This window comes from Aestuariispira insulae, assembly GCF_003385955.1.
GTDB classification, from domain to species: domain Bacteria; phylum Pseudomonadota; class Alphaproteobacteria; order UBA8366; family Aestuariispiraceae; genus Aestuariispira; species Aestuariispira insulae.
In genome coordinates this window covers 1-19,108 of record NZ_QRDW01000013.1, presented here as the reverse complement: position 1 = coordinate 19,108, position 19,108 = coordinate 1, and the positions used below count along the sequence as shown (strand labels likewise).

Annotated in this window: 18 protein-coding genes; 11 read left to right on the top strand and 7 right to left on the bottom strand. The window is 55.7% G+C overall.

Features of this window, described 5'->3' with window-relative positions; translation table 11 throughout:
* The first annotated feature begins 10 nt into the window (after window positions 1-10).
* On the top strand, window positions 11-886 hold the full coding sequence (locus DFP90_RS20005; protein WP_115938792.1) for an alpha/beta fold hydrolase: 876 nt from the start codon (window positions 11-13) through the stop codon (window positions 884-886).
* Window positions 883-2,367, top strand: coding sequence for an aldehyde dehydrogenase (locus DFP90_RS20000; protein WP_115938790.1), 1,485 nt, complete (start codon window positions 883-885; stop codon window positions 2,365-2,367). The genes DFP90_RS20005 and DFP90_RS20000 overlap by 4 nt, the downstream gene beginning before the upstream one ends.
* A 13-nt stretch (window positions 2,368-2,380) precedes the next feature.
* Here the strand turns inward: DFP90_RS20000 and DFP90_RS19995 are convergent, their stop codons facing one another.
* Window positions 2,381-3,199 carry a hypothetical protein gene (locus DFP90_RS19995; RefSeq protein ID WP_115938788.1) on the bottom strand — a complete coding sequence of 273 codons (819 nt, stop codon included), beginning with the start codon at window positions 3,197-3,199 and terminating at the stop codon, window positions 2,381-2,383.
* Between the two features lie 133 nt (window positions 3,200-3,332).
* On the opposite strand from DFP90_RS19995, the gene DFP90_RS19990 reads away from it, so the two are divergent.
* Together DFP90_RS19990 and DFP90_RS19985 are read left to right on the top strand one after the other, a co-directional pair.
* Window positions 3,333-4,697, top strand: coding sequence for a caspase family protein (locus DFP90_RS19990; protein WP_181905474.1), 1,365 nt, complete (start codon window positions 3,333-3,335; stop codon window positions 4,695-4,697).
* 315 nt (window positions 4,698-5,012) lie between these two features.
* A complete protein-coding gene (locus DFP90_RS19985) occupies window positions 5,013-6,374 on the top strand; it encodes a DEAD/DEAH box helicase (protein WP_115938784.1) in 1,362 nt (453 codons plus the stop codon).
* A 378-nt stretch (window positions 6,375-6,752) separates the two neighbouring features.
* Here the strand turns inward: DFP90_RS19985 and DFP90_RS19975 are convergent, their stop codons facing one another.
* The 6 genes from DFP90_RS19975 to DFP90_RS19950 form a co-directional block, all read right to left on the bottom strand.
* Window positions 6,753-7,652: a flagellin gene (locus tag DFP90_RS19975; RefSeq protein ID WP_181905473.1), complete on the bottom strand. Its 900-nt coding sequence runs from the start codon at window positions 7,650-7,652 to the stop codon at window positions 6,753-6,755.
* Window positions 7,653-7,669: 17 nt separating this feature from the next.
* Entirely contained in the window at window positions 7,670-9,400 is a 1,731-nt protein-coding gene (gene flgK / locus DFP90_RS19970) for a flagellar hook-associated protein FlgK (RefSeq protein ID WP_115938778.1), read from the bottom strand.
* A gap of 134 nt (window positions 9,401-9,534) precedes the next feature.
* Entirely contained in the window at window positions 9,535-9,996 is a 462-nt protein-coding gene (locus DFP90_RS19965; protein ID WP_115938776.1) for a hypothetical protein, read from the bottom strand.
* A 33-nt stretch (window positions 9,997-10,029) separates the two neighbouring features.
* Complete coding sequence (locus DFP90_RS19960; RefSeq protein ID WP_115938774.1) at window positions 10,030-10,311, bottom strand: hypothetical protein; 282 nt, start codon at window positions 10,309-10,311, stop codon at window positions 10,030-10,032.
* A gap of 39 nt (window positions 10,312-10,350) precedes the next feature.
* Complete coding sequence (gene flgE, locus DFP90_RS19955; RefSeq protein WP_115938772.1) at window positions 10,351-11,610, bottom strand: flagellar hook protein FlgE; 1,260 nt, start codon at window positions 11,608-11,610, stop codon at window positions 10,351-10,353.
* A gap of 15 nt (window positions 11,611-11,625) precedes the next feature.
* Window positions 11,626-12,291, bottom strand: coding sequence for a flagellar hook assembly protein FlgD (locus DFP90_RS19950; protein WP_115938770.1), 666 nt, complete (start codon window positions 12,289-12,291; stop codon window positions 11,626-11,628).
* A 240-nt stretch (window positions 12,292-12,531) separates the two neighbouring features.
* On the opposite strand from DFP90_RS19950, the gene DFP90_RS19945 reads away from it, so the two are divergent.
* The 7 genes from DFP90_RS19945 to DFP90_RS19915 all read left to right on the top strand — a co-directional run bounded on the left by DFP90_RS19945 (window position 12,532) and on the right by DFP90_RS19915 (window position 18,976).
* Entirely contained in the window at window positions 12,532-13,371 is an 840-nt protein-coding gene (locus tag DFP90_RS19945) for a flagellin (protein ID WP_115938768.1), read from the top strand.
* Window positions 13,372-13,579: 208 nt separating this feature from the next.
* On the top strand, window positions 13,580-14,419 hold the full coding sequence (locus DFP90_RS19940) for a flagellin (protein ID WP_115938766.1): 840 nt from the start codon (window positions 13,580-13,582) through the stop codon (window positions 14,417-14,419).
* 83 nt (window positions 14,420-14,502) lie between these two features.
* Window positions 14,503-16,191, top strand: a complete 1,689-nt coding sequence (gene fliD, locus DFP90_RS19935; protein ID WP_115938764.1) for a flagellar filament capping protein FliD — start codon at window positions 14,503-14,505, stop codon at window positions 16,189-16,191.
* Between the two features lie 208 nt (window positions 16,192-16,399).
* Window positions 16,400-16,795 carry a flagellar export chaperone FliS gene (locus DFP90_RS19930; protein ID WP_181905472.1) on the top strand — a complete coding sequence of 132 codons (396 nt, stop codon included), beginning with the start codon at window positions 16,400-16,402 and terminating at the stop codon, window positions 16,793-16,795.
* Window positions 16,796-16,904: 109 nt separating this feature from the next.
* Window positions 16,905-17,699, top strand: a complete 795-nt coding sequence (locus DFP90_RS19925; RefSeq protein WP_245957131.1) for a sigma-70 family RNA polymerase sigma factor — start codon at window positions 16,905-16,907, stop codon at window positions 17,697-17,699.
* 199 nt (window positions 17,700-17,898) lie between these two features.
* On the top strand, window positions 17,899-18,408 hold the full coding sequence (locus DFP90_RS19920) for a hypothetical protein (RefSeq protein WP_115938760.1): 510 nt from the start codon (window positions 17,899-17,901) through the stop codon (window positions 18,406-18,408).
* Window positions 18,409-18,448: 40 nt separating this feature from the next.
* On the top strand, window positions 18,449-18,976 hold the full coding sequence (locus DFP90_RS19915) for a periplasmic heavy metal sensor (protein WP_181905471.1): 528 nt from the start codon (window positions 18,449-18,451) through the stop codon (window positions 18,974-18,976).
* The last annotated feature ends 132 nt before the right edge of the window (window positions 18,977-19,108 follow it).

Genomic DNA, 19,108 nt, shown 5'->3' with positions numbered 1-19,108 from the left:
GGACAGGGCGATGCCGGTTGTGCAGGAAAAACCGGTGTCGGCCCCTTCCACCGGCTGGCGGGAACCACAGCGCCAGCCGGTGGAACGCCATGGCACCGAACGGGACTGGATTGAGGCGGGCACCCATTTCCGCATGGAAGGACAGGGGCCTGCGGTGATTCTGATCCATGGTGTCGGGCTGGATCTCACCATGTGGGCGGCACAGGTCGCGGCACTGAAAGACCGTTATACGGTGATCCGTTATGACATGATTGGGCATGGTTTATCCGCGAAACCGCCGGGCGCGCGGCGGCTGAAAGATTATGTCATTCAATTGGAGAACCTGGTCCGCTATCTGGAACTGGATCAGGTGGCCTTGGTCGGTTTTTCCATGGGGGGGCTGGTGGCGCGTGGCTATGCGGAGCGCCATCCGGCCCGCATGGCACGTCTCGTGATCATGAATTCTGTTTATCAGCGCAGCGATGATCAGCAGGCAGCCGTGATGGTGCGATATCGGCAGGCGGAGGATGAAGGGCCGCAGAAGCTGATCGAAGCTGCGTTGGATCGCTGGTTTTCCCCGGCCTATGCCAAGGCCAATCCCGATGTGCTGGCTGCTGTACGCGCACGGCTGGAAAGCAATGATCGGCAAGGGTTCCTGGCCGCATATCGTTTGTTTGCCAAGGCGGATCAGGCGGATGCGGGCCGGATCAGCGCCATTAACTGTCCGACCCTGGTTTGCACCGGCGCATCGGATGGCGGCTCTTCGCCGGAAATGGCGAGCCGCATGGCAGCGGCGATACCGGGCGCGCGATGCCATATCTGGCCGGGGCTGCGCCATATGGCACCCGTTGAAGGGGCAAAAGAGGTCAGCGAAACGCTGCTGGATTTTCTGGGAGAGGGCGAATGAGTGATCTGAGGCAGTTTAGCCTGTTTATCAATGGTGCTTTTTGCGCGCCTGTCGATGGAATCTTCTTTGACAGTATTGATCCCGCGACCGGTCATCCCTGGGCACGGATACCGGCGGCGGGAGAGCAAGACGTGAACCGGGCGGTGGCGGCGGCTAGGTCTGCCTTTGAACAGGGCGACTGGGCGTCGATGACCCGGTCGCAGCGCGGGAGGCTGTTATACAGGCTGGCCGACCTGATCGAACAGCATGCGCCGGAATTGGCAGAGCTTGAAACCAGGGATACTGGCAAGATCATTCGGGAAACGACGGCGCAGACCGCCTATGCCGCCGAATTTTACCGCTATTACGCTGGACTGGCGGATAAGGAGGAAGGTGCGGTTCTGCCGATCGATAAAGCGGAGATGGAGGTTTTCACCAGGCGCGAACCCTTAGGTGTGGTCGCGGCCATTGTCCCCTGGAACAGTCAGCTGTTTTTAAGTGCGGTTAAACTGGGGCCGGCGCTGGCGGCCGGAAACACGGTTGTCCTGAAGGCGTCTGAAGAAGGACCGGCACCATTATTGAAATTTGCCGAATTGATCCGGGAAGTGGGCTTTCCGCCGGGCGTGGTCAATATCATCACCGGCTTTGGGGAGCCCTGCGGGCGGGCCTTGACCAGTCATCCGGATATTGCCCGTGTTGCCTTCACCGGCGGCCCGGAGGCTGCGCGACATGTGGTCGCCAATACCGCCAATAATTTCGCGGTCACGACCCTGGAGCTGGGTGGAAAATCGCCGGTTCTGGTGTTTGAGGACGCGGACCAGACCAATGCGCTTAATGCCGTGATGGCGGGGATTTTCGGCGCCAGCGGCCAAAGCTGTGTCGCGGGATCGCGCCTGTTTGTCCAGAAGCCATTATTTGAGTCCTTTACAGCGAAACTGGCGGATCGGGCGAACCGAATCCGGATCGGTGATCCGATGGCGATGGAAACTGAAATGGGGCCTCTGGCGACGGAGCGCCAGCGTGCAAAAATAGAGGCGGCCGTGGCGGCCACGGTGTCGGCGGGCGGGCGGCTCCTTGTTGGCGGTTCCCGCCCGTCGGGGCGGGAAAAAGGCTGGTATTACCAGCCGACCATCCTTGCCTGTGATGACCCGGCGTTGCCGACCATGGCGGAAGAGATGTTCGGCCCGGTTCTGTCGGTCATGCCTTTCACGGATGAGGCGGATGCCGTTGCCAAGGCCAATGACAGCAAATTTGGCCTGGCGGCGGGGCTTTTCACCAATTCGGTGGGCCGGACCCACCGTTTGAGCCGGAAAATCCGCTCGGGCATCTTGTGGGTGAATACTTACCGGGCGGTCTCACCGGTGGCGCCTTTTGGCGGGTTCGGCCATAGCGGCTTTGGCCGGGAAGGTGGCATGGAAGCCATGCGCGATTACACCCGGCCGAAAACCGTCTGGATCAATTGCTCTGACGAGCCCATGCCGGACCCGTTCGTGATGCGCTGAAGCTATCTCCGGGTCAGCGACCCGATGATGGTCTTTGCCGGTTGTGGCGGGCTCGCTGGCGGGTGAAAGTGCCGTAGATCATCAGATAGATGGTTGCGGTCAAAAAGGATAACAATGTGCCGAAAGTAATGCCGACGCTCCCGTAACTGTAATGAATGGTCAGGCAATAAACCACCAAAGCCCCCAGCCCGCGCGGGAAGTTCCGGACAAATGCGGCAATGGGGTCCGAGCCGTATTGCGCGTGGATAATAAGGAAAAGAGGGAAAACGGTGATGGGAAAGGCCGCAAACAGGCCGGACCATTCCGGCCCAACCGAGGCGGCGACACCGGTAATGGTGATCACGGTGCCGGCCGCCATGAACGCCCGGAAGGCGAGCACGCGCCATCCCAGCCGGACGGGGTTATCGATCCTTTTGTCCGGGATATGGCGGAACAGCCAACTGAAAAACAAAATAGCCAAGATCGGGGAGAGGATTGCTATCAACGGCTGATCGGGCAAATGCCGCAACAACAGACAGGCGGTGAAGAAAGCGATATTGCCGCAAAGCGCTGACAGGAAAACCCCGGGCCAGCCGGCCCATCTCCGTGAGGCATAATAATATCCCACCACAAAGGCCAGGGTCGCGCTTAACCCGGCCAATGTATAGACCGCACCGTCTACCGCAAATGCGGCACCTTGTTCATAGCCGATGAAGTAAAGCGCGATCGCCGTGCCGATGGGATAGCCGGATAAAAGCCCGGCCATGCGCGGGCTGACCCGTTCCGTGAGCCAGGACAGCCCCAGAATGGTGAAGATGGAGATAACGGTTTTTGTAATGATCAAACTGAGCATGCGGACTCCCCGAGCCAGTCTATCCAATTGCTCCGATGGGCAAAGCCCTTTTACGAACGCTCTTACGAAATATTAAACCTGCCTTGCTATGGTCATGCATGGGTGAACCGGTAACCGGTAGATGGAGGTGATTATGCGTAATGTTCCAATGATAATCGGGCTGTTGTTGATCCTTGCCGGATGCCAGGCGGGGCGCGGTGTCAGCTATACCGACCAGGTTGCGGATGCCCGGCCTGAGGAAGGCGCGGTCCAGGTCAAGATCCTTGCCAATGCGGCGGCCTGGCGGGATACCGGCGTGACTGTCCAGCCTGGGAAGGTCTATCGGGTGACGGCCACCGGCAGTTGGCGCTCGCATCCGGTATGCCGGTTTGTCGGGCCGGATGGTCAGAATGCTTATGGCGGTTTTTGTATGGCAATTGCAGCCAACCGGGTTATCCCCGAAGCCTCCCACCCGACCCTGATCGGGCGCATCGGCAACGGGCGTGGTTTTGTCGTGGGAAGCTCCCTTGAAATCAGGCCGTCGGAAGCGGGGCGTTTGTTCCTGCGTATGAATGATGTGGATGGATCCACGGTCAACAATGAAGGTGAGGTTCTGGCGACGATCCGGTCGGACGGGGCTGTGATTGCAAGCACCGCCCCATCGGCAACGGCAAGCTCTAAGGCGCCAGTCCCTCAAACCGCCAGCCGTGGTTTTCCTTCTCGGGCACTGCCCCTTGAATTCAAGGCTAGTGGTCGTGCTTCGGATGATATAGCCGTCATTATCGGTAATGCCGATTATGGCAAGGCCGGCCGTGATATTCCCGATGTCGTGCCGGCTTATGCGGACGCGGAGAGCTTCCGGCATTATGCAAAAACGGCCTTAGGGATCCGTGAAGGCAACATCATCTTCATCAAGGATGCGACCACGGCGGACATGGCGTCGCTGTTTGGAACCGAGAGCAATCACCGTGGCAGGCTCTATAACTGGACCAAGCCAGGTCAATCCAGGATTTATGTTTATTATTCCGGGCATGGTGCGCCCGCAGGCGAGGAAGGCAGTGCCTATTTGGTGCCCTCTAATGCGGACGCCGATACAATTGAGCTAACCGGCTATCGGCTGGCCACCCTCTATCAAAACCTGGGCAAGATCCCGGCAAAATCGGTGACGGTGGTTCTGGAGGCCTGTTTTTCGGGCCGGTCGGAGGCGGGCAGCCTGATATCCAATGCCTCGCCGGTTTTCCTGTCGGAGGAAAATCTGGAGATCCCAAGAAATGTCCGGGTGATCAGTGCTGGCGGGCCACGTCAAATCGCGTCCTGGGAAGAGGATAAGTCCAACAGCCTGTTCACGAAATACTACCTGACGGGGCTTAGTGGTGCCGCAGACAAGGCACCGTTTGGCAACGGGGATGGCAAGGTCACTGACGGTGAATTGCAGCAATATCTGGATCAGACCCTGACCTATTGGGCCCGTCGCTATTATGGCCGGGACCAGCGTGCGCAATTCACCCATATGAATTGATCAAGGGCGATTATCCTTGACTTGGGACGCAAAACAGGCGAGAAGGCGCGCGGCGATTTGCAGCCATGAGAGAATGATTAGGCGGAGCGCGATGACGGCCCGCCGATGGATCTCCCGGTTCATATGAACGAAATTTCCGCCATGAGTGTCATGGCGCCCGGTCGAGTAGTGTTTTGGCCCCGGTTTGTTGACGGGCTTTTGAATATCCTTTTACCGGTTTATGGGAAGAGCGTTCCCGCCACCCGAAAATGATTTGCAAGACCGGTCCCGGAATCCGTTCGTGGCCGGTTTGAACCTGTGAAAGGATAGAAGTCCATGGCGCCATTTTCCGCGCTGAACCTGAACGCGTCCCTGTTGCGTTCGATCGAAACCGAAGGGTTTGAAAGCCCGACCGAAGTCCAGGCCCAGACCATTCCGGCCCTGATGGACGGCAAAGACCTGATGGGCGTTGCCCAGACCGGTGGCGGCAAGACCGCAGCCTTTACCTTGCCATTGTTGCACCGCCTGGCAGAAGACCGCCAGCGCCCGAACCGCAACGCACCGCGTGCGGTCATCCTGGCCCCGACTCGCGAACTGGCAATCCAGATCGGTGAGTGTATTCGCACCTTTTCCAAGGGGCTGCGCATTTATCATACCGTTGTCTACGGTGGCGCGCCGTTCCGCCCGCAGTTCAATGCGTTGAACCGTGGCGTTGATATTCTGGTCGCGACACCGGGTCGCCTGCTGGATCATGTGCGCCGAAACTCCGTGCGCTTTGATGAAACCACCACCTTCATCCTGGACGAAGCTGACCGGATGCTGGATATGGGCTTTGTTGATGACGTGATGGAAGTGGCCAAGGCCCTGCCGGAAGATCATCAGACCGTTCTTTTCTCGGCAACCATGGGTAAGAATGTGCGCAAGCTTGCGGACAAGCTGTTGAATGATCCGGTCCATGTGGAAGTCGCGCGCGAATCCACCGTTGCCAATACCATCGACCATAAAGTGATGTTTGTATCCCGCCATAACAAGCGTCCGCTGTTGCACAAGATCTTGCAGGATAACGAGGTTGATTGCGGCCTGGTCTTCACCCGGACCAAGGCGGATGCCGACCGTGTTGCCGATGAGTTGGAAGAGATCGGCATCAAGGCCGGTGCGATCCATGGCGACAAACCCCAGCATACCCGCCAGCGCACCCTGCAGGCGTTCCGCAAGGGCAAGTTCTCGATCCTGGTGGCAACCGATGTTGCGGCGCGCGGCATTGATGTGCCGGGCATCACCCATGTGGTGAATTACGATATTCCGCTGGATCCGGAATCCTATGTTCACCGTGTTGGCCGGACCGGCCGTGCCGGTGCGGAAGGTAACGCCATTTCATTTTGCGACAATACTGAAAAAGGCCTGCTGCGAAACGTGGAGCGGATCATCAAGCAGCGGATCGAGATTGATGGCGATCACCCCTATGTGCTGGCCCCGCGTGCAAATGACGGCAAGCGTAAGCCGGGTGGCAAGAATTTCCGGAAATTCCCGGGTAAGGGCGGCTTTGGTAAAAAATCTGGCGGTGGTGAACGTCGCGAGGAAGGTGGTTTCCGTGCCGACAAATCCGGCAAACCGTTCCGCAAGCCGCGCAGTGGCGCTAACGATGGCGGTGATAAACCCTACTTCAAAAAACGCCGAGATTTCAAACAGGCGAGCTGATCTGCCTGCGGTGAAGACCAAAGAAAAAGGCCGCCTCCTTGGGCGGCCTTTTTGTGCCTTACTTAGCCGAAAATAAACCAGGCAAGAAACGCCCAAATCAGTAAGCCGAACGTGATTGCGGCCAAAAGTCCGCCAATCGTCGCAAAGCCATCATAGGCATTTAGATTTGACCGGTTTGTCGGGCCTTTTCGGATGAACCGGTTCAACCGGCTCTCTGTCCTCGATGGGCTTTCCAGGAAGGATAAAATCCCTGCTCCCATAAGGGCGAGGCTGCCTGAACCCATCATCTTCATATCATCTAAAACTCCTGCCTGTCCGGTCCCCGTTTATTGTTTTTTTACACCTGGATCCGCGGCATTTTCTTTCGCTGCTCAGGGATCAAAGATAATCCATGATGCTCATGCTCAGGCTCTTGGACAGGGCGGTATAAGAGGCCTGCAACTGGGTCTGCAAGGCCTGCATCTCAGCGGTTGCTTCCGCCGCATCCACATCGGTCAGGTCGCTCAGCAATGTTTCCACGAACAACTCATATTCGGTGTGCATATCGAGCGCCTCGTCGATTGATGTCGCATTGGCCGATGTCTTGGCCAGCAATTCCGCGTTCGCATCAATGGCGTTGCTGGTCAGGTCATAGGCTTCCTGCAGGGCATTTTGGTCATAGGTGCCAAGGTTGGCGATCATATTCATGGCGCGCAGCGCCTGTTCAAATGCCTCATTATCGGCGGTGATACCGTATGAAACATCGTAATCCGTATCGGCAGTAAAACTCAGGATCTTATCATTGCCACCGTAATAGCTGGTATTGGCAGAACTCGGATACGTCTGGACCGGGTAGGCAGACATGTCGACCGGAGCCCGGTCGGTCACGGTGCCGCCAAACACATAGTTCCCGGCCACATTGGCATTCAGCAATGCGACCATCTTTTCCTGGGCGGCCTGTGCGGTGACCGCGATGCCGGAGATGCTGTTTGGATCGCCATTGAAACCGCTGGCCAGGGTGGCGCGGAAGCTGGAGAGAATATCGGCCGCCTGGGTCAGGGAGGAATACATGGTATCCAATTGCGGCATGACCTGGTTGGCATTTTCGGCATATTGCGTGGACAGGGCCAGATCCTGCTGCAAATCGAGTACCAATTTGGTGGAATCGGCGATCTCGCTGTATTTGTCGGTTTTTTTGCCGGACCCTGCGCGGATCTGCTGTTGGGCGACGTCGGCCTGCAGTTTCACGCTGTGATCAATCAGGGTTTGGAAATTGCCGAAGCTGGATACGCGCTGCATAAGGTTCTCCTTGGGCATTACGAAACGGAGTTGAGAAGGGTGTCGAACAGCTCCTGAACCGACTTCAGCACATAGGCGCCGGCTTCGTAGGATTGCTGATAGGTGTTCATCCGGGCGATTTCTTCGTCCAGATTCACACCGGTTTCCGATGACATGGTGTCAGCCAGATCACCAAAAAGGGTTGTTTTCAGGCTTTTATCGCTGGCGGCGTCGGAAACAGAGAGCGACATTGCTGATTGGATCGAGGATGCATATTCCGCGAAACTGCTGCTTTTTGCACCGAGATTGCCCGCAGCCGCAAAGGATTGATCGGTACTGAACAGGTTGGTTAGAGTCTGGGCATTACTGGCGTCCCCGCTGCTGATGCCAATATCGCCGACAGCCAGGCCTGCATCGTCGCTGAGCCTGCCGCCGGGCAACCGTCCCGGATCCGCTGTCAGGCTGCTGTTCAACTGCAGGGAACTGGCGTCGGTGCCGGTGAAAATATCGTTCAGGCCGAAATAGCCGGAAAAACTCTCGCCGCCAACATCGCTGGTCATCTGATTGATTGCGATGCCGTCGGTGGCACCGGTCGCGGTGATTTCCAAGACGCCGTCGGCATTGACCGATGCGCTGGCCCCCGGGATCAGGTTGATTTCATCGATGACGTCCTGGACCGTCGCAAGCGCCCCCAGATTGATATCGGAAAATCCCGAGACGGTGCCGTCTGATGCCGTGACCGCGATCCGGACCGTGCCGGTGCCGGAAAACGGATCGGCGGCGGTGACAGTCTCTGTTCCGCTCAGGTTGTTGGGGGCGGGGTAGGCACTGCCTTGGTTGGCAATTTCATTAACCGCGCTGATCAAACCCGTTGCCAATTCATCCAGCTCTGCCTGTAGCGCGGGCAATTCCTGGTCGCGTAGATCGACCAATGCTCCCAATTCCCCCCCACGAATTTCTTCGGTGATATTCTTCCCGGCCACTGAAATATCGTCAAAGCCGCCCGGATAGGTGACGCTGGCGGTGACGGATGTGGTGGCGGTGTAGCTCAGCAGATGGGCGTTGGAGGTAACCAATGCCGTGCCGCTCTTGGTATAGACATTGAGCCGTCCGTTGCTGTCGGTGAAATGGGCGACATCCATTTTTTCCGAGAGTTTCAGCAAAGCGGTGTTGCGCTGGTCTTCCAGATCCGCGGTCGGGCTGCCCACTGCTTTTGCCACGTTGATCTGTTCATTGAGATCGTCAATATCGCTCAGAAGCTCGTTGATGGAACCGACGGTTTTTTCGATATCCTCGTCCGCATCCGCGCGCTGCGACTGGATGCTGCTGCTCAGGCTGTGCAGGCCGTCGACCATGGCCGCCATTTTCTGGACCGTGTCATACTGGTACGAGCTGCTGCTGGGGTCGACCGCCCATTGGCTGAGGGCCGTCTCCAGTCCGGAGATGAACTCGGAAAGTGTGTTGTCGCCGGAAACAGAGCCGAAATACTGATCGGTCAGCTGAAAATATCCGTTAAGCTGGCTGGCATAGCCCAATTCCGTGGCGGATGTGACCAGGCTTTCAAACAACCGTTGATCAATGGCGCTTGTTAGGTTGCCGGATTGAACGCCAACCGCCTTGCCACCAATGATTTGAGCCTGATTCTGGGCGGACTTGGTGGTATAGCCATCCGTATCGGCGTTGGCGATATTGGCCGAGGAGACCGCGATATTATATTGCGCGGTCATCATGGCGGTGAGGCTGGCATTCAAGGAAATGCTCAAAGACATGGCTTCATTCCTTCCTTGTTTCCGGACCGGATATCGCGCGCCACGGGAAAGCAGCACAAACCATCGGGCTACCGAAAGGAAGCTGGAAGATCTGGTTCATGTTCATGCTGCGGCTCCGGGAAAAGGGCGGGTGATCAGGCCGTCGTGCCGGTCACCAGGGACAGATGGCGATGCTCGTTCGCGGGCTTGGCCTCTGCCTGTTTGCTGTAGGTGCCAACATTTTCCTGTTTGTTGTTCAACGCATCCATGACCGCTGAAACGCGGCGCGAGGTAGCAGAATGACGGGCAGCCAGCAGGCGGCGGTTTTCATTCAGATTGATGGTGAGATCACGCAGCCGGTCAGCCACGAGGCCTTCATCGAGCGAACGCCGCTCCGCGCTGTTGGCCGGCAGGGCGTTCAGAATCTTGCATTTTGCATAATAGCTGTTGGCAAGTTCCATCTTACGGCCGACCAGTTCTTCCAGTTCTTCGGTATCGCGGTTACCGGCCCGCAAAAAGGCGTTTTCCGTCATCACCAGATCAATCAGCTGATCAACGGTTTCCATCAGCCCGTTCAATTCTTCAGGGGCATTGGTCTGGGAGGTCTGGATTTCCATGGCTCTCTCTCCTCTCTCTTCTCTCGCGTCGGTTCAGCCCCGGCCTTTGCCGGGTGTATTCTGATAGGCTTGGGCGGCTTTCAGCCGGTTTATCTGCCCCCGGATTTCGTCACCGATATGGGCACGCTGATCCGCCAGGCGGTCTTGCAGCCGCAGCAGGTCATCCGCCAGGCCAATCAATTCCGCCGGGTCGTCGGGGCCCTCTTCCGCCGAGATTTTATCCAAACGGCTTCGGCAGCGATCCAGGATCCTTTGATCCGGGGAGGTGCCGGGTTTAGCGGGCATCCTGATGATATTGTCGGCGGTGTTGGTCATGGCGGTTGGGTCCTTCGTCACATTCTGTTCAAGCTAGGATCAGCGCGCGGCACTGATCAGCGTGTCGAACATGTCATCGGTGGTGGAGACGATTTCCGCACAAGCCGAATAGGCCTGTTGCGCGACGATCAGTTTGGTTAGCTGATCGGCCGTATCCACGGTGGATCCCTCCAGGGCAGAGCCCTTCAGCTCACCGGCACCACCATCGCCGGGATCATGCAGGGTGTAGGTGCCGGAATCATTGGTGGCGGAATAGACATTTCCCGATTCCAGCGCCAGGCCGTTGGGGTTGGAGAATGTGGCGACCGGAATCTGATAAACGGGATAGCTGGTGCCGTTTTCAAAGGTGGCGGTCACGAGGCCGTCGGACCCAATGGAAACCGCTTTCAGCTCACCATATTCCAATCCGTCCTGATTGATCTTGTCGATCTCGATATCCAGGGTCTGTTCGTCTTTGGTGAATTGGGTTAGGCCGGCGAAGTTCATGGTGATGGCGCTGTTGCTGGCACCTGTGGTCCAACCGTTGATCGCCAGGTTGTTGGACGTGCTGGAAACAAAGTTGCCGTCACTGTCAAAAGTAATGGTGCTGCTGCCGGTGACGGTACCGGTCGTGGTGGTGGAATCCGCGCTCAACACTGGATCGGCATAGGTGATATCCCATGTGTTGGCGGCAGTTTTGGTCCAGGTCGCGGTGACATAATGGCTGGTGCCCAGGCTGTCGAACATCTCGATATCAGTATTGAAACTGTCACCGATTGCGGCATTAGCCGGGATATTGGCGCGGATATCGATATTTTCGGTGGCCGCGGCATTGCCGCCGATGGAACCCAGATCAATGGTCTCAAGGGTGGATGTCGAGCCGGTTCCAACCGTCGGGTTCCCGGAGGCATCGGTCGGATAACCCTGCAGATAAAAACCGTTCAGGTTGACCAGCTTGTCATCCTTGTCGGGATAAAAACTGCCCACGCGGCTGAAATAGAGTTCGTCGCCGGCGGCATCATCGGACACCACCAAAAAACCGCTGCCGGTCAGGGCGATGTTGGTTGAAATGGCGGTGTCGGACACATTGCCCAGATGGCTGATCGATTGATTGACGCCGGCGTAAACGCCGCTGCCATTGAAATTGGATGAGCGATTATTACCGGTGGAGCCGCTCACCAGGGTCGAAAAGCTGACGCTGGCTTCTTTATAGGCAGTGGTACCCACATTGGACAGGTTGGTGGAAATGGCCGAGATGCTGGTGCTCTGGGCAAACAGGCCGCTTACGGCTGCGGACAGGGCACTATTCAGGGAACTCATGATTAAATTCCTCCTTTATTGCGCCGACGCGATGGCGCCGACCTTACTGGACCCGACAAGCTGTCCATCCACGGTCAGAATGTGGCTGCCACTGGACCAGTCGACCTTTTCGACAATTCCGGTGGTGCTGATGCTGCTGATGGCTTTGGTTGTGTCGCCAACGGTTTCTTCAAGGCTGATGGTGAAAAGATCGCCATTTGTGTATTCGGTGCCGTCGGTACCAACACCGTCCCAGGTGAAATCGTTCATGCCGGCCTCGGCACTGGTCACGGTTTCCGAATAAACCTTGTTGCCGTCGGCATCCTTGATCACCACGGCGACCTCATCGACATCGGTAGAGGCGCTGTAGGTCCATTTAGCCGCGCCATCTTTCAGGGCGGCGGTGCTGCTGAAGAAGGTGACCTCTTTGCCGAGATATTCGGTCGGGTTCCCGTTTTGCAGATCCTCGATCATGCTCAACATGGAAGAGAGCATGCTATTGGCCTGGACCTGTTGTTCGATACTGGAATAATTCAGGAACTGTTCTGTGATCTTGTCCGAATCCATCGGTTCGGTCGGGTTCTGGTTCTGCAACTGCGTGGTCAGCAGCGACAGGAACATGTCGTAGCTGTCGTCAATGCTCGATTGATAGGCACTGGTGTCGTAAGCGCTGCTGCCGCTGGAAACTGAATAGACATCCATATTCCGGGGATCCCGTGCTTAGACCGGTGCGTCTTTCTAAACGAGCCGATCGGTTGAAAACTGGTGCACTTTTCGTTGTGCAAACCTGTTACGGGCGGGACGCGGGAAAACTGGCGCAAAAAAAATGAAGAAAAATTTTCTTAGAATTTTTTGCGCCAGTATCGGGGCCGGATATCCGTAGAAGGGGTGTGAGTAGCGCGGAAGAATTCGCACTAAACTCGGCTCAGAAGGAGAAGAAAGATGCCATCAATTGCGACTAATATTGCGGCGAATAGTACGCTTCGCTATCTGAACATGAATAGTGCGAACCAAACCGATACTCTGGCGAAAATCGCCAGCGGTTCGCGCATCATTCGTGCGTCTGATGATGCAGCGGGTCTTGCCGTCGCTACCAAACTGTCAGCAACCTCGGTGACATTGGGTCAAGCTGCCACCAATGCGGCCCATGGTATTTCGATTTTGGAGACCGCCGATGGCGGTCTTTCCAACATCAGTGATATCCTGGTTCGTATGAAGACCCTGACCGCACAATCCCTGTCGGGCGCGGTCACTAACACGGAACGCGCCTTCGTTGACGCGGAATTTCAGTCTCTGATCGCGGAAATCGATTCCATTGCCACCTCCACCCAATTCAACGGGGAATCCCTGTTGGACGGAAATACGGACTGGAGTGACGGTACGGGTGTCAATTTCCTGTTGGGGACCAGTACAACCAACGACACATTGACGATCAATCTGACCGATGTCTCCGCGGACAATCTGGGCGGTGACCTTACCGGCCTGGATGTCGTTGACCAGACCAATGCCGCTGCGGCGGCATCGGCCTTGGAGACCGCTATCGGTGAGATTGCAGAAGCCCGTGCCACAGTGGGTGCGGCCATGTCACGGTTTGAATTCCGGGCCAACAATATTGACGTTTCAAATGAAAATGTCGACGCAGCCAAATCGGCGATTGCCGATGCGGATGTCGCGGAAGAGCAGGCGACCCTGTCGTCTTATGAGGTCCTGACCAACGCGGCTATTTCCGCGTTGTCCAAGGCCAATGCGATGCCGCAACAATTGTTGAGCCTGTTCCAATAACAGATAGTCGATACCAAAATTTGGGGCCGCAGGAATGCGGCCCCTTTTTTTTGTTCTGCCTGACCCGTTCATCTTTTGGGCGATATGAAAACGCGTTTCATCCAGCCGTTGAATTTTTTTTGCGCCAGTTTCCCGGAGGCTGATTCGTAAAGGTTACGTGTGTAGTGCGGAAGAATCCGCAAATCCAAAACTCAGAAGGAGAGATAAGATGCCATCCATTGCAACGAATATTGCGGCGAACAGCACCTTGCGTTACCTGAACATGAACAGTGCGAACCAGACCGATACACTGGCCAAGATTGCCAGCGGTTCCCGTATTGTCCGTGCGTCTGATGACGCGGCGGGTCTGGCCGTCTCAACCAAATTGTCTGCAACGTCGGGTACTCTTGACCAGGCTGCCACAAACGCGGCCCATGGTATCTCGATTTTGGAAACCGCCGACGGCGGTCTTTCCAACATCAGCGATATCCTGGTTCGTATGAAGTCCCTGGCGGCTCAGTCCCTGTCCGGGGCTGTGACCGTTACCGAACGCGCTTATATCGACGCGGAATTCCAGGAATTGGTTGCGGAAATTGATTCCATTGCGACCTCCACCCAGTTCAACGGTGAATCCCTGATCGACGGGACCACGGACTGGAGTGACGGTACCAATGTCAACTTCCTGCTGGGAACCAGCACAACCAACGATACCCTGGCCATTGGCCTGACCGACGTGTCGGCTGATGCCTTGGGCGGTGACTTGACCGCTTTGGATGTGACTGACCAGACAAATGCTACGGCGGCGGCCGGTGCGATTGACACCGCCATCGGGCAGGTGGCTGCGGCACGTGCATCTGTTGGTGCGGCCATGTCCCGGTTTGAATTCCGTGCCGATAACATTGATGTGTCTAAGGAAAATGTCGATTCTGCAAATTCTGCCATTGCCGATGCGGATGTGGCGGAAGAGCAGGCAAAACTGTCTTCCTACGAGGTTTTGACCAATGCGGCGATTTCCGCGTTGTCCAAGGCTAACTCTATGTCACAGCAATTGTTGAGCCTGTTCAACTAAGTCGTATTGAGGGGAGGCCGGTCAGGCCGGTCTCCCCCCAAACGCTTTGAAAATTTTTTTAGGACGATCGGGAAGGCAAAAAGATGTCTGATATCAATAGTTCGGTTTCGCTGAACACCAATTCCTCGACGATGTATGTGTCGGGGACCAGTGGTTATGACTATTCCGCCCTGATCGAAGCCCAATATCAGGCAAAGCTGCAGCCCGCTTATGACCTCGATACGGAGGTTAAGGAGCATAATCTTCAAATCGCCGCCTATACGGAGATGCAGAGTCTGCTCCAGGGTTTGCAGACATCCATGAACCAACTGACCACGTCGGGCAGCTATGGCGAAACCGACATATTTGATAACAAAGCTGGTTTTTTCAGCTCCAGTTCTTCGACATCCGCCGACAGCCTGATTGGCGCGTCGGTAACATCTGATGCGACGGCAGGTACCTATGAAATTGAGGTATCCCAAGTTGCCGAAGCCCATAAGATTGCATCCGGCACAGTCGCGGACAGTACGGCGGATTTAGGATATTCCGGTGATTTCACGATTGCGTCAGGCAGCGGGGCGGCCACGACCATTTCGGTGGATGCCACGACAAGTCTTTCTGAGCTGGCGACCATGATCAATGCAGAAACGGGGACCACTGGTGTGGTTGCATCCGTGCTGCAGGTTGGCACGAATGACTATCGTTTGATCCTGACCGCCCAAAACACCAATGAAGAGATCGCGATCACCAGTACCTCCGGTGACGATCTCATGCAGTCGATTGGTGTGACCGACGGTTTGGGCGGTTTCACGAACGAGCTTCAGGCGGCCGAACCGGCCATCTTGGTCGTGGATGGCATCACGGTCACACGTGATGACAACGATATTGACGACCTGATTGAAGGCGTGACCTTCAGCCTCTATGGCGAGGAGCCGGGCACCAAGATTACTTTTGAAATCGAGGAAGACCTGGGTGGGGTCTCAAACGCGATCACTGCTTTTGTGGAAGCCTATAACAGTTATCGCGATTTTGCCCTGACCCATCAGGCAACCACGGAAGACGGTATTGCGTCGGAAAGTGCCGTGCTGTTCGGTGATGCCACTTTGCGAACGGTCAACGCGCAGGTTTACGAATATCTCTCGCAAGTGGTCGAAGTGGACGGCGAGAGCTATTCCCTTGGTAACCTCGGGATCACTTTTGACAGTTCCAACAAGCTGGTGGTGGATTCGAGCAAGCTGGAAAATGCGCTTTTGACCAATATGGACGCGGTTAAGGGGCTGTTCCGGTTTGAGGCCAGCAGTTCCTCCTCTGAACTCGCAGTGACCGGTCATGCGGGCAAATTCGGAGACATGGATTTCACGCTTAATGTGACTGTTGACGGCAGCGGGAACCTGACGGGTGCCGATATCGATGGCGATAGTGCGATGGTCACGGTCAATGGCAGCGTGATCAAAGGCGCGGCCGGTTCCGCCTATGAAGGGTTGCAATTCACCTATGTGGGCAACAGTTCCCAGGCGATTTCGGTAAGCATTTCCCAGGGCATTGCGGACAGTATTTCCTATCTGATGGATCTGCTGGCGGATTCACAAACCGGCATGCTGGCAGAGCAGGTGGATGAACTTGAGGAAACGGTCGCGGAGAAGACAGAGGAAAGCCAGGAATTACAGACCAAAGCGCAGTCATATTACACTGATCTGATTGATAAATATGCGAAAATCGAAGCGCGAATCAAAGCTTCCGAACTGATGATCAATCAAATTCAGGCACTGCTTGATGCGTCGAACAATAATTGAATGGGGTCTGCATGAACCAATGCAAGGACGCCGGAGCGTGAGCGAATTCGACAGGTGAGTTTCAGCTCAGAAGATTGAAGGGAGACAAGAATATGATTGACCGAAATCATTCGCATAATTATTTTTTGTCGTTGAGTGGACGACATTGTTCCGGGCTGGATGGGATATCCGGAGCAATGGATTTAGCTAAGAGATGCGGGGGCACCTCATGAACAGCGCTTATATTCAAGCGGCGTCAGCCTATGGACGCGCGCAATTCACACGCAGTGAATTGTCCGTGGTGATAGAGCTGTATGACCGTTCCGTAATCAATCTGCAAAAAGCCAAAGAGGCGCGATTGGAAAAACGGTTCGATCAGGAATTTGAACTGGTTGAAACAGTGATCAAAGTTTTCTCGGCCATGAGCAGCCGTTTGAACCACAAACAGGGTGGCTCCATCGCCAAAACTCTGGAAAACTATTACGAACGTCTCATACGTCAATTACGCTTGCGGCACAGGGCAGAAGACCGCACAGCGCTGTATGACAGTTTAGCAAAGCAAATCTCGGTCATGCGAGATGCCTGGTCTCAGGTGAATGCAGGCGCGCAAGCGCCAGCGAATTGATACCAAAGAGACAGGCGAATGAAGGCTTGGGGATATCAGCGGCGTAGAAGCGTCCTGGGTTACATGAATAGGCAAGAAACTGGCCGTGTCACTCGGGGAGGATGGACCGATGCGTAACGTGGCTGAAGAGGGTATGCGAGGTCCGGGCGAAGGCTCGGCGCGGGAAACGGAGCAGCCAACCGCGCCGACAGGCGGCGGGCAGGGGCGCCGATTGCGCGACCGGATCGCTCAGGTCCGGAACTTGAAACTCTCCCTGCGCGGCCAGTCGCCGGTGGCGGAAGAGCAAGCGGCGCAACAAGACGGCGAAAAAATCGTCAATCACATCGACGCGCAGGATGAGCAGTTGATGCGGGCGGTTCAATCCGGGGATAAAAGAGCCTATCGGCAGCTGGTGGAGCGTTATATCAACCGGACCGTGGCGTTGGCCCGGCGTTTTGTCGCGAACCAGTCGGATGCCGAAGATATCGCGCAAGATGTCTTTCTGACATTGTGGAAGAACGCTCAGCAGTGGCAGCCAGGCAAAGCGGCTTTTTCGACCTGGCTTTATCGGATCACTGTGAATCGGTCGATCGATTACAAGCGCAAGATGAGTTTCGATCCCCTGGATGAGGTGGCTGAGCCGGAGGATGGGGGTCTGGATGCGGTTTCCCAGATTCATACCCGTCAGGTCTCGCAGAAATTGCGCAGCGCCATCGGACGGCTATCGGAGCCGCAGCAGGTGGCCATGGCGCTCTATTATCATGAGGGCTTAAGTGCGGCGCGCTGTGCGGAAGTGATGGAAATCAAGGTCAATGCCCTGGAGTCCCTCTTGAAAAGAGGCCGACAAAAATTGCGGGAACAGATGGCGGGCCGTTCGGATTCCAAGCTGAGCGATCGGGAATTGAAGGATATGAGCCTTTATTAGACCGTGAACCACGGTGGCTTCCCGGACCCGCAACGGTGAATTTGCGGTATCATTATATTAGAAAAAAAATCTACAAGAGTATCGCGTGGCGATTCACTCTACCGGTGGTGTTTATCACAAACACTTTAGTTGCGGTTGTTAAACTGCAAATATATATTAAATTTTAATTATAGAAACGTTGGCAGAAGCTGACACGACCATGAATCGAAATGAGTTTGAAGACCTTGTGGATACCTACGGGGGGCGGCTTCAGCGCTGGCCTGTCGATGAACGTGGTCGCGCCGAACGTTTTCTGGAAGAGAATCCGGATGCCTGGGAAAGTTTAAATGAAATGCAGGCGGTGGAGCGTGTGCTCGCTGCCAGTCGTTATGAAAAAGGCCCGGCAGTCGAAGAAGGGGATTATTCCGGGCTTGTTGACAAAATTATGGCGGATATCGACGAAATCGAACCGGATGGAGCCGCCTGTGCCAATGACCTGTCGGTTAGCCATGAAATTGAAGAACAGGCAAAAATCAGATCACAATCCAGGCAACAGGGTATATCCGCCATGGTGATGGCGGGGGTGCTGGCAGCCAGTTTGTTTTTGGGAGTATTTACCGGAGGGGGACTGTCATTGATGAATGTGCATTTTGGCGATGCGCAGGCGGATTTGACACAGGTGGCTGGTAACGATGAGGGTTTTACCCTGCTCGATTTGCTGGGGCTTTAAGCGCCTTGCGAATGAGTGTTGTTTGGGAGGACAGTCCATAATGTCTCAAATCGTGTTGGGCAAGCGCATGTTGCTCATGCTTTTGCTTTCCTTCAGCCTGAATCTGTTTTTGCTTGGGGCGGTTACCTCCTACGTGCTGTTCGGGGCAGGGGAACATTCCAAGGTTGAGGGTGCGGTTGGAACACATGTGCCGCCACCGATCCGGGCTTTGAATCTAATGCTCGATACGGCCTATCCGGATCTTTCGGAAAATGGCCGTATGGTTGTCACCCGGATCAAAATGCGTTTGAGTGAAGACCTGGCCCAATTCCAGCCGTCTTTTCGCGATCACCATCTGCGCTTGCTTGATCTTCTCACCAGGGAGACAGTTGATCGCGCTGAGTTGGAAGCATTGCTGGAGGGTTTGAAGGCCAAACGGAATGAGCTGGATCCTTACCTGATCAACAGCGTGAAGGATATTGCAAGTCAAATGGGCCAGGATGATCGGCGGATTCTGGTGAACGCCATTGAAAAAGTCCTTCACCATCGGGTTGGTTCAGAGCAACAACAAGGCGGTGCGGGCAGTTGACGGATGGGTACTGAGGATGCGGCCAGTATTCTTCAGCTGAAGTAGTTGCGATCTGATCTGACACCGCTTCCTTGAAGGAGTGAGAGTTACCGGTTTTGATGACGGTGCGAACCAAACCATCAAAACACACGA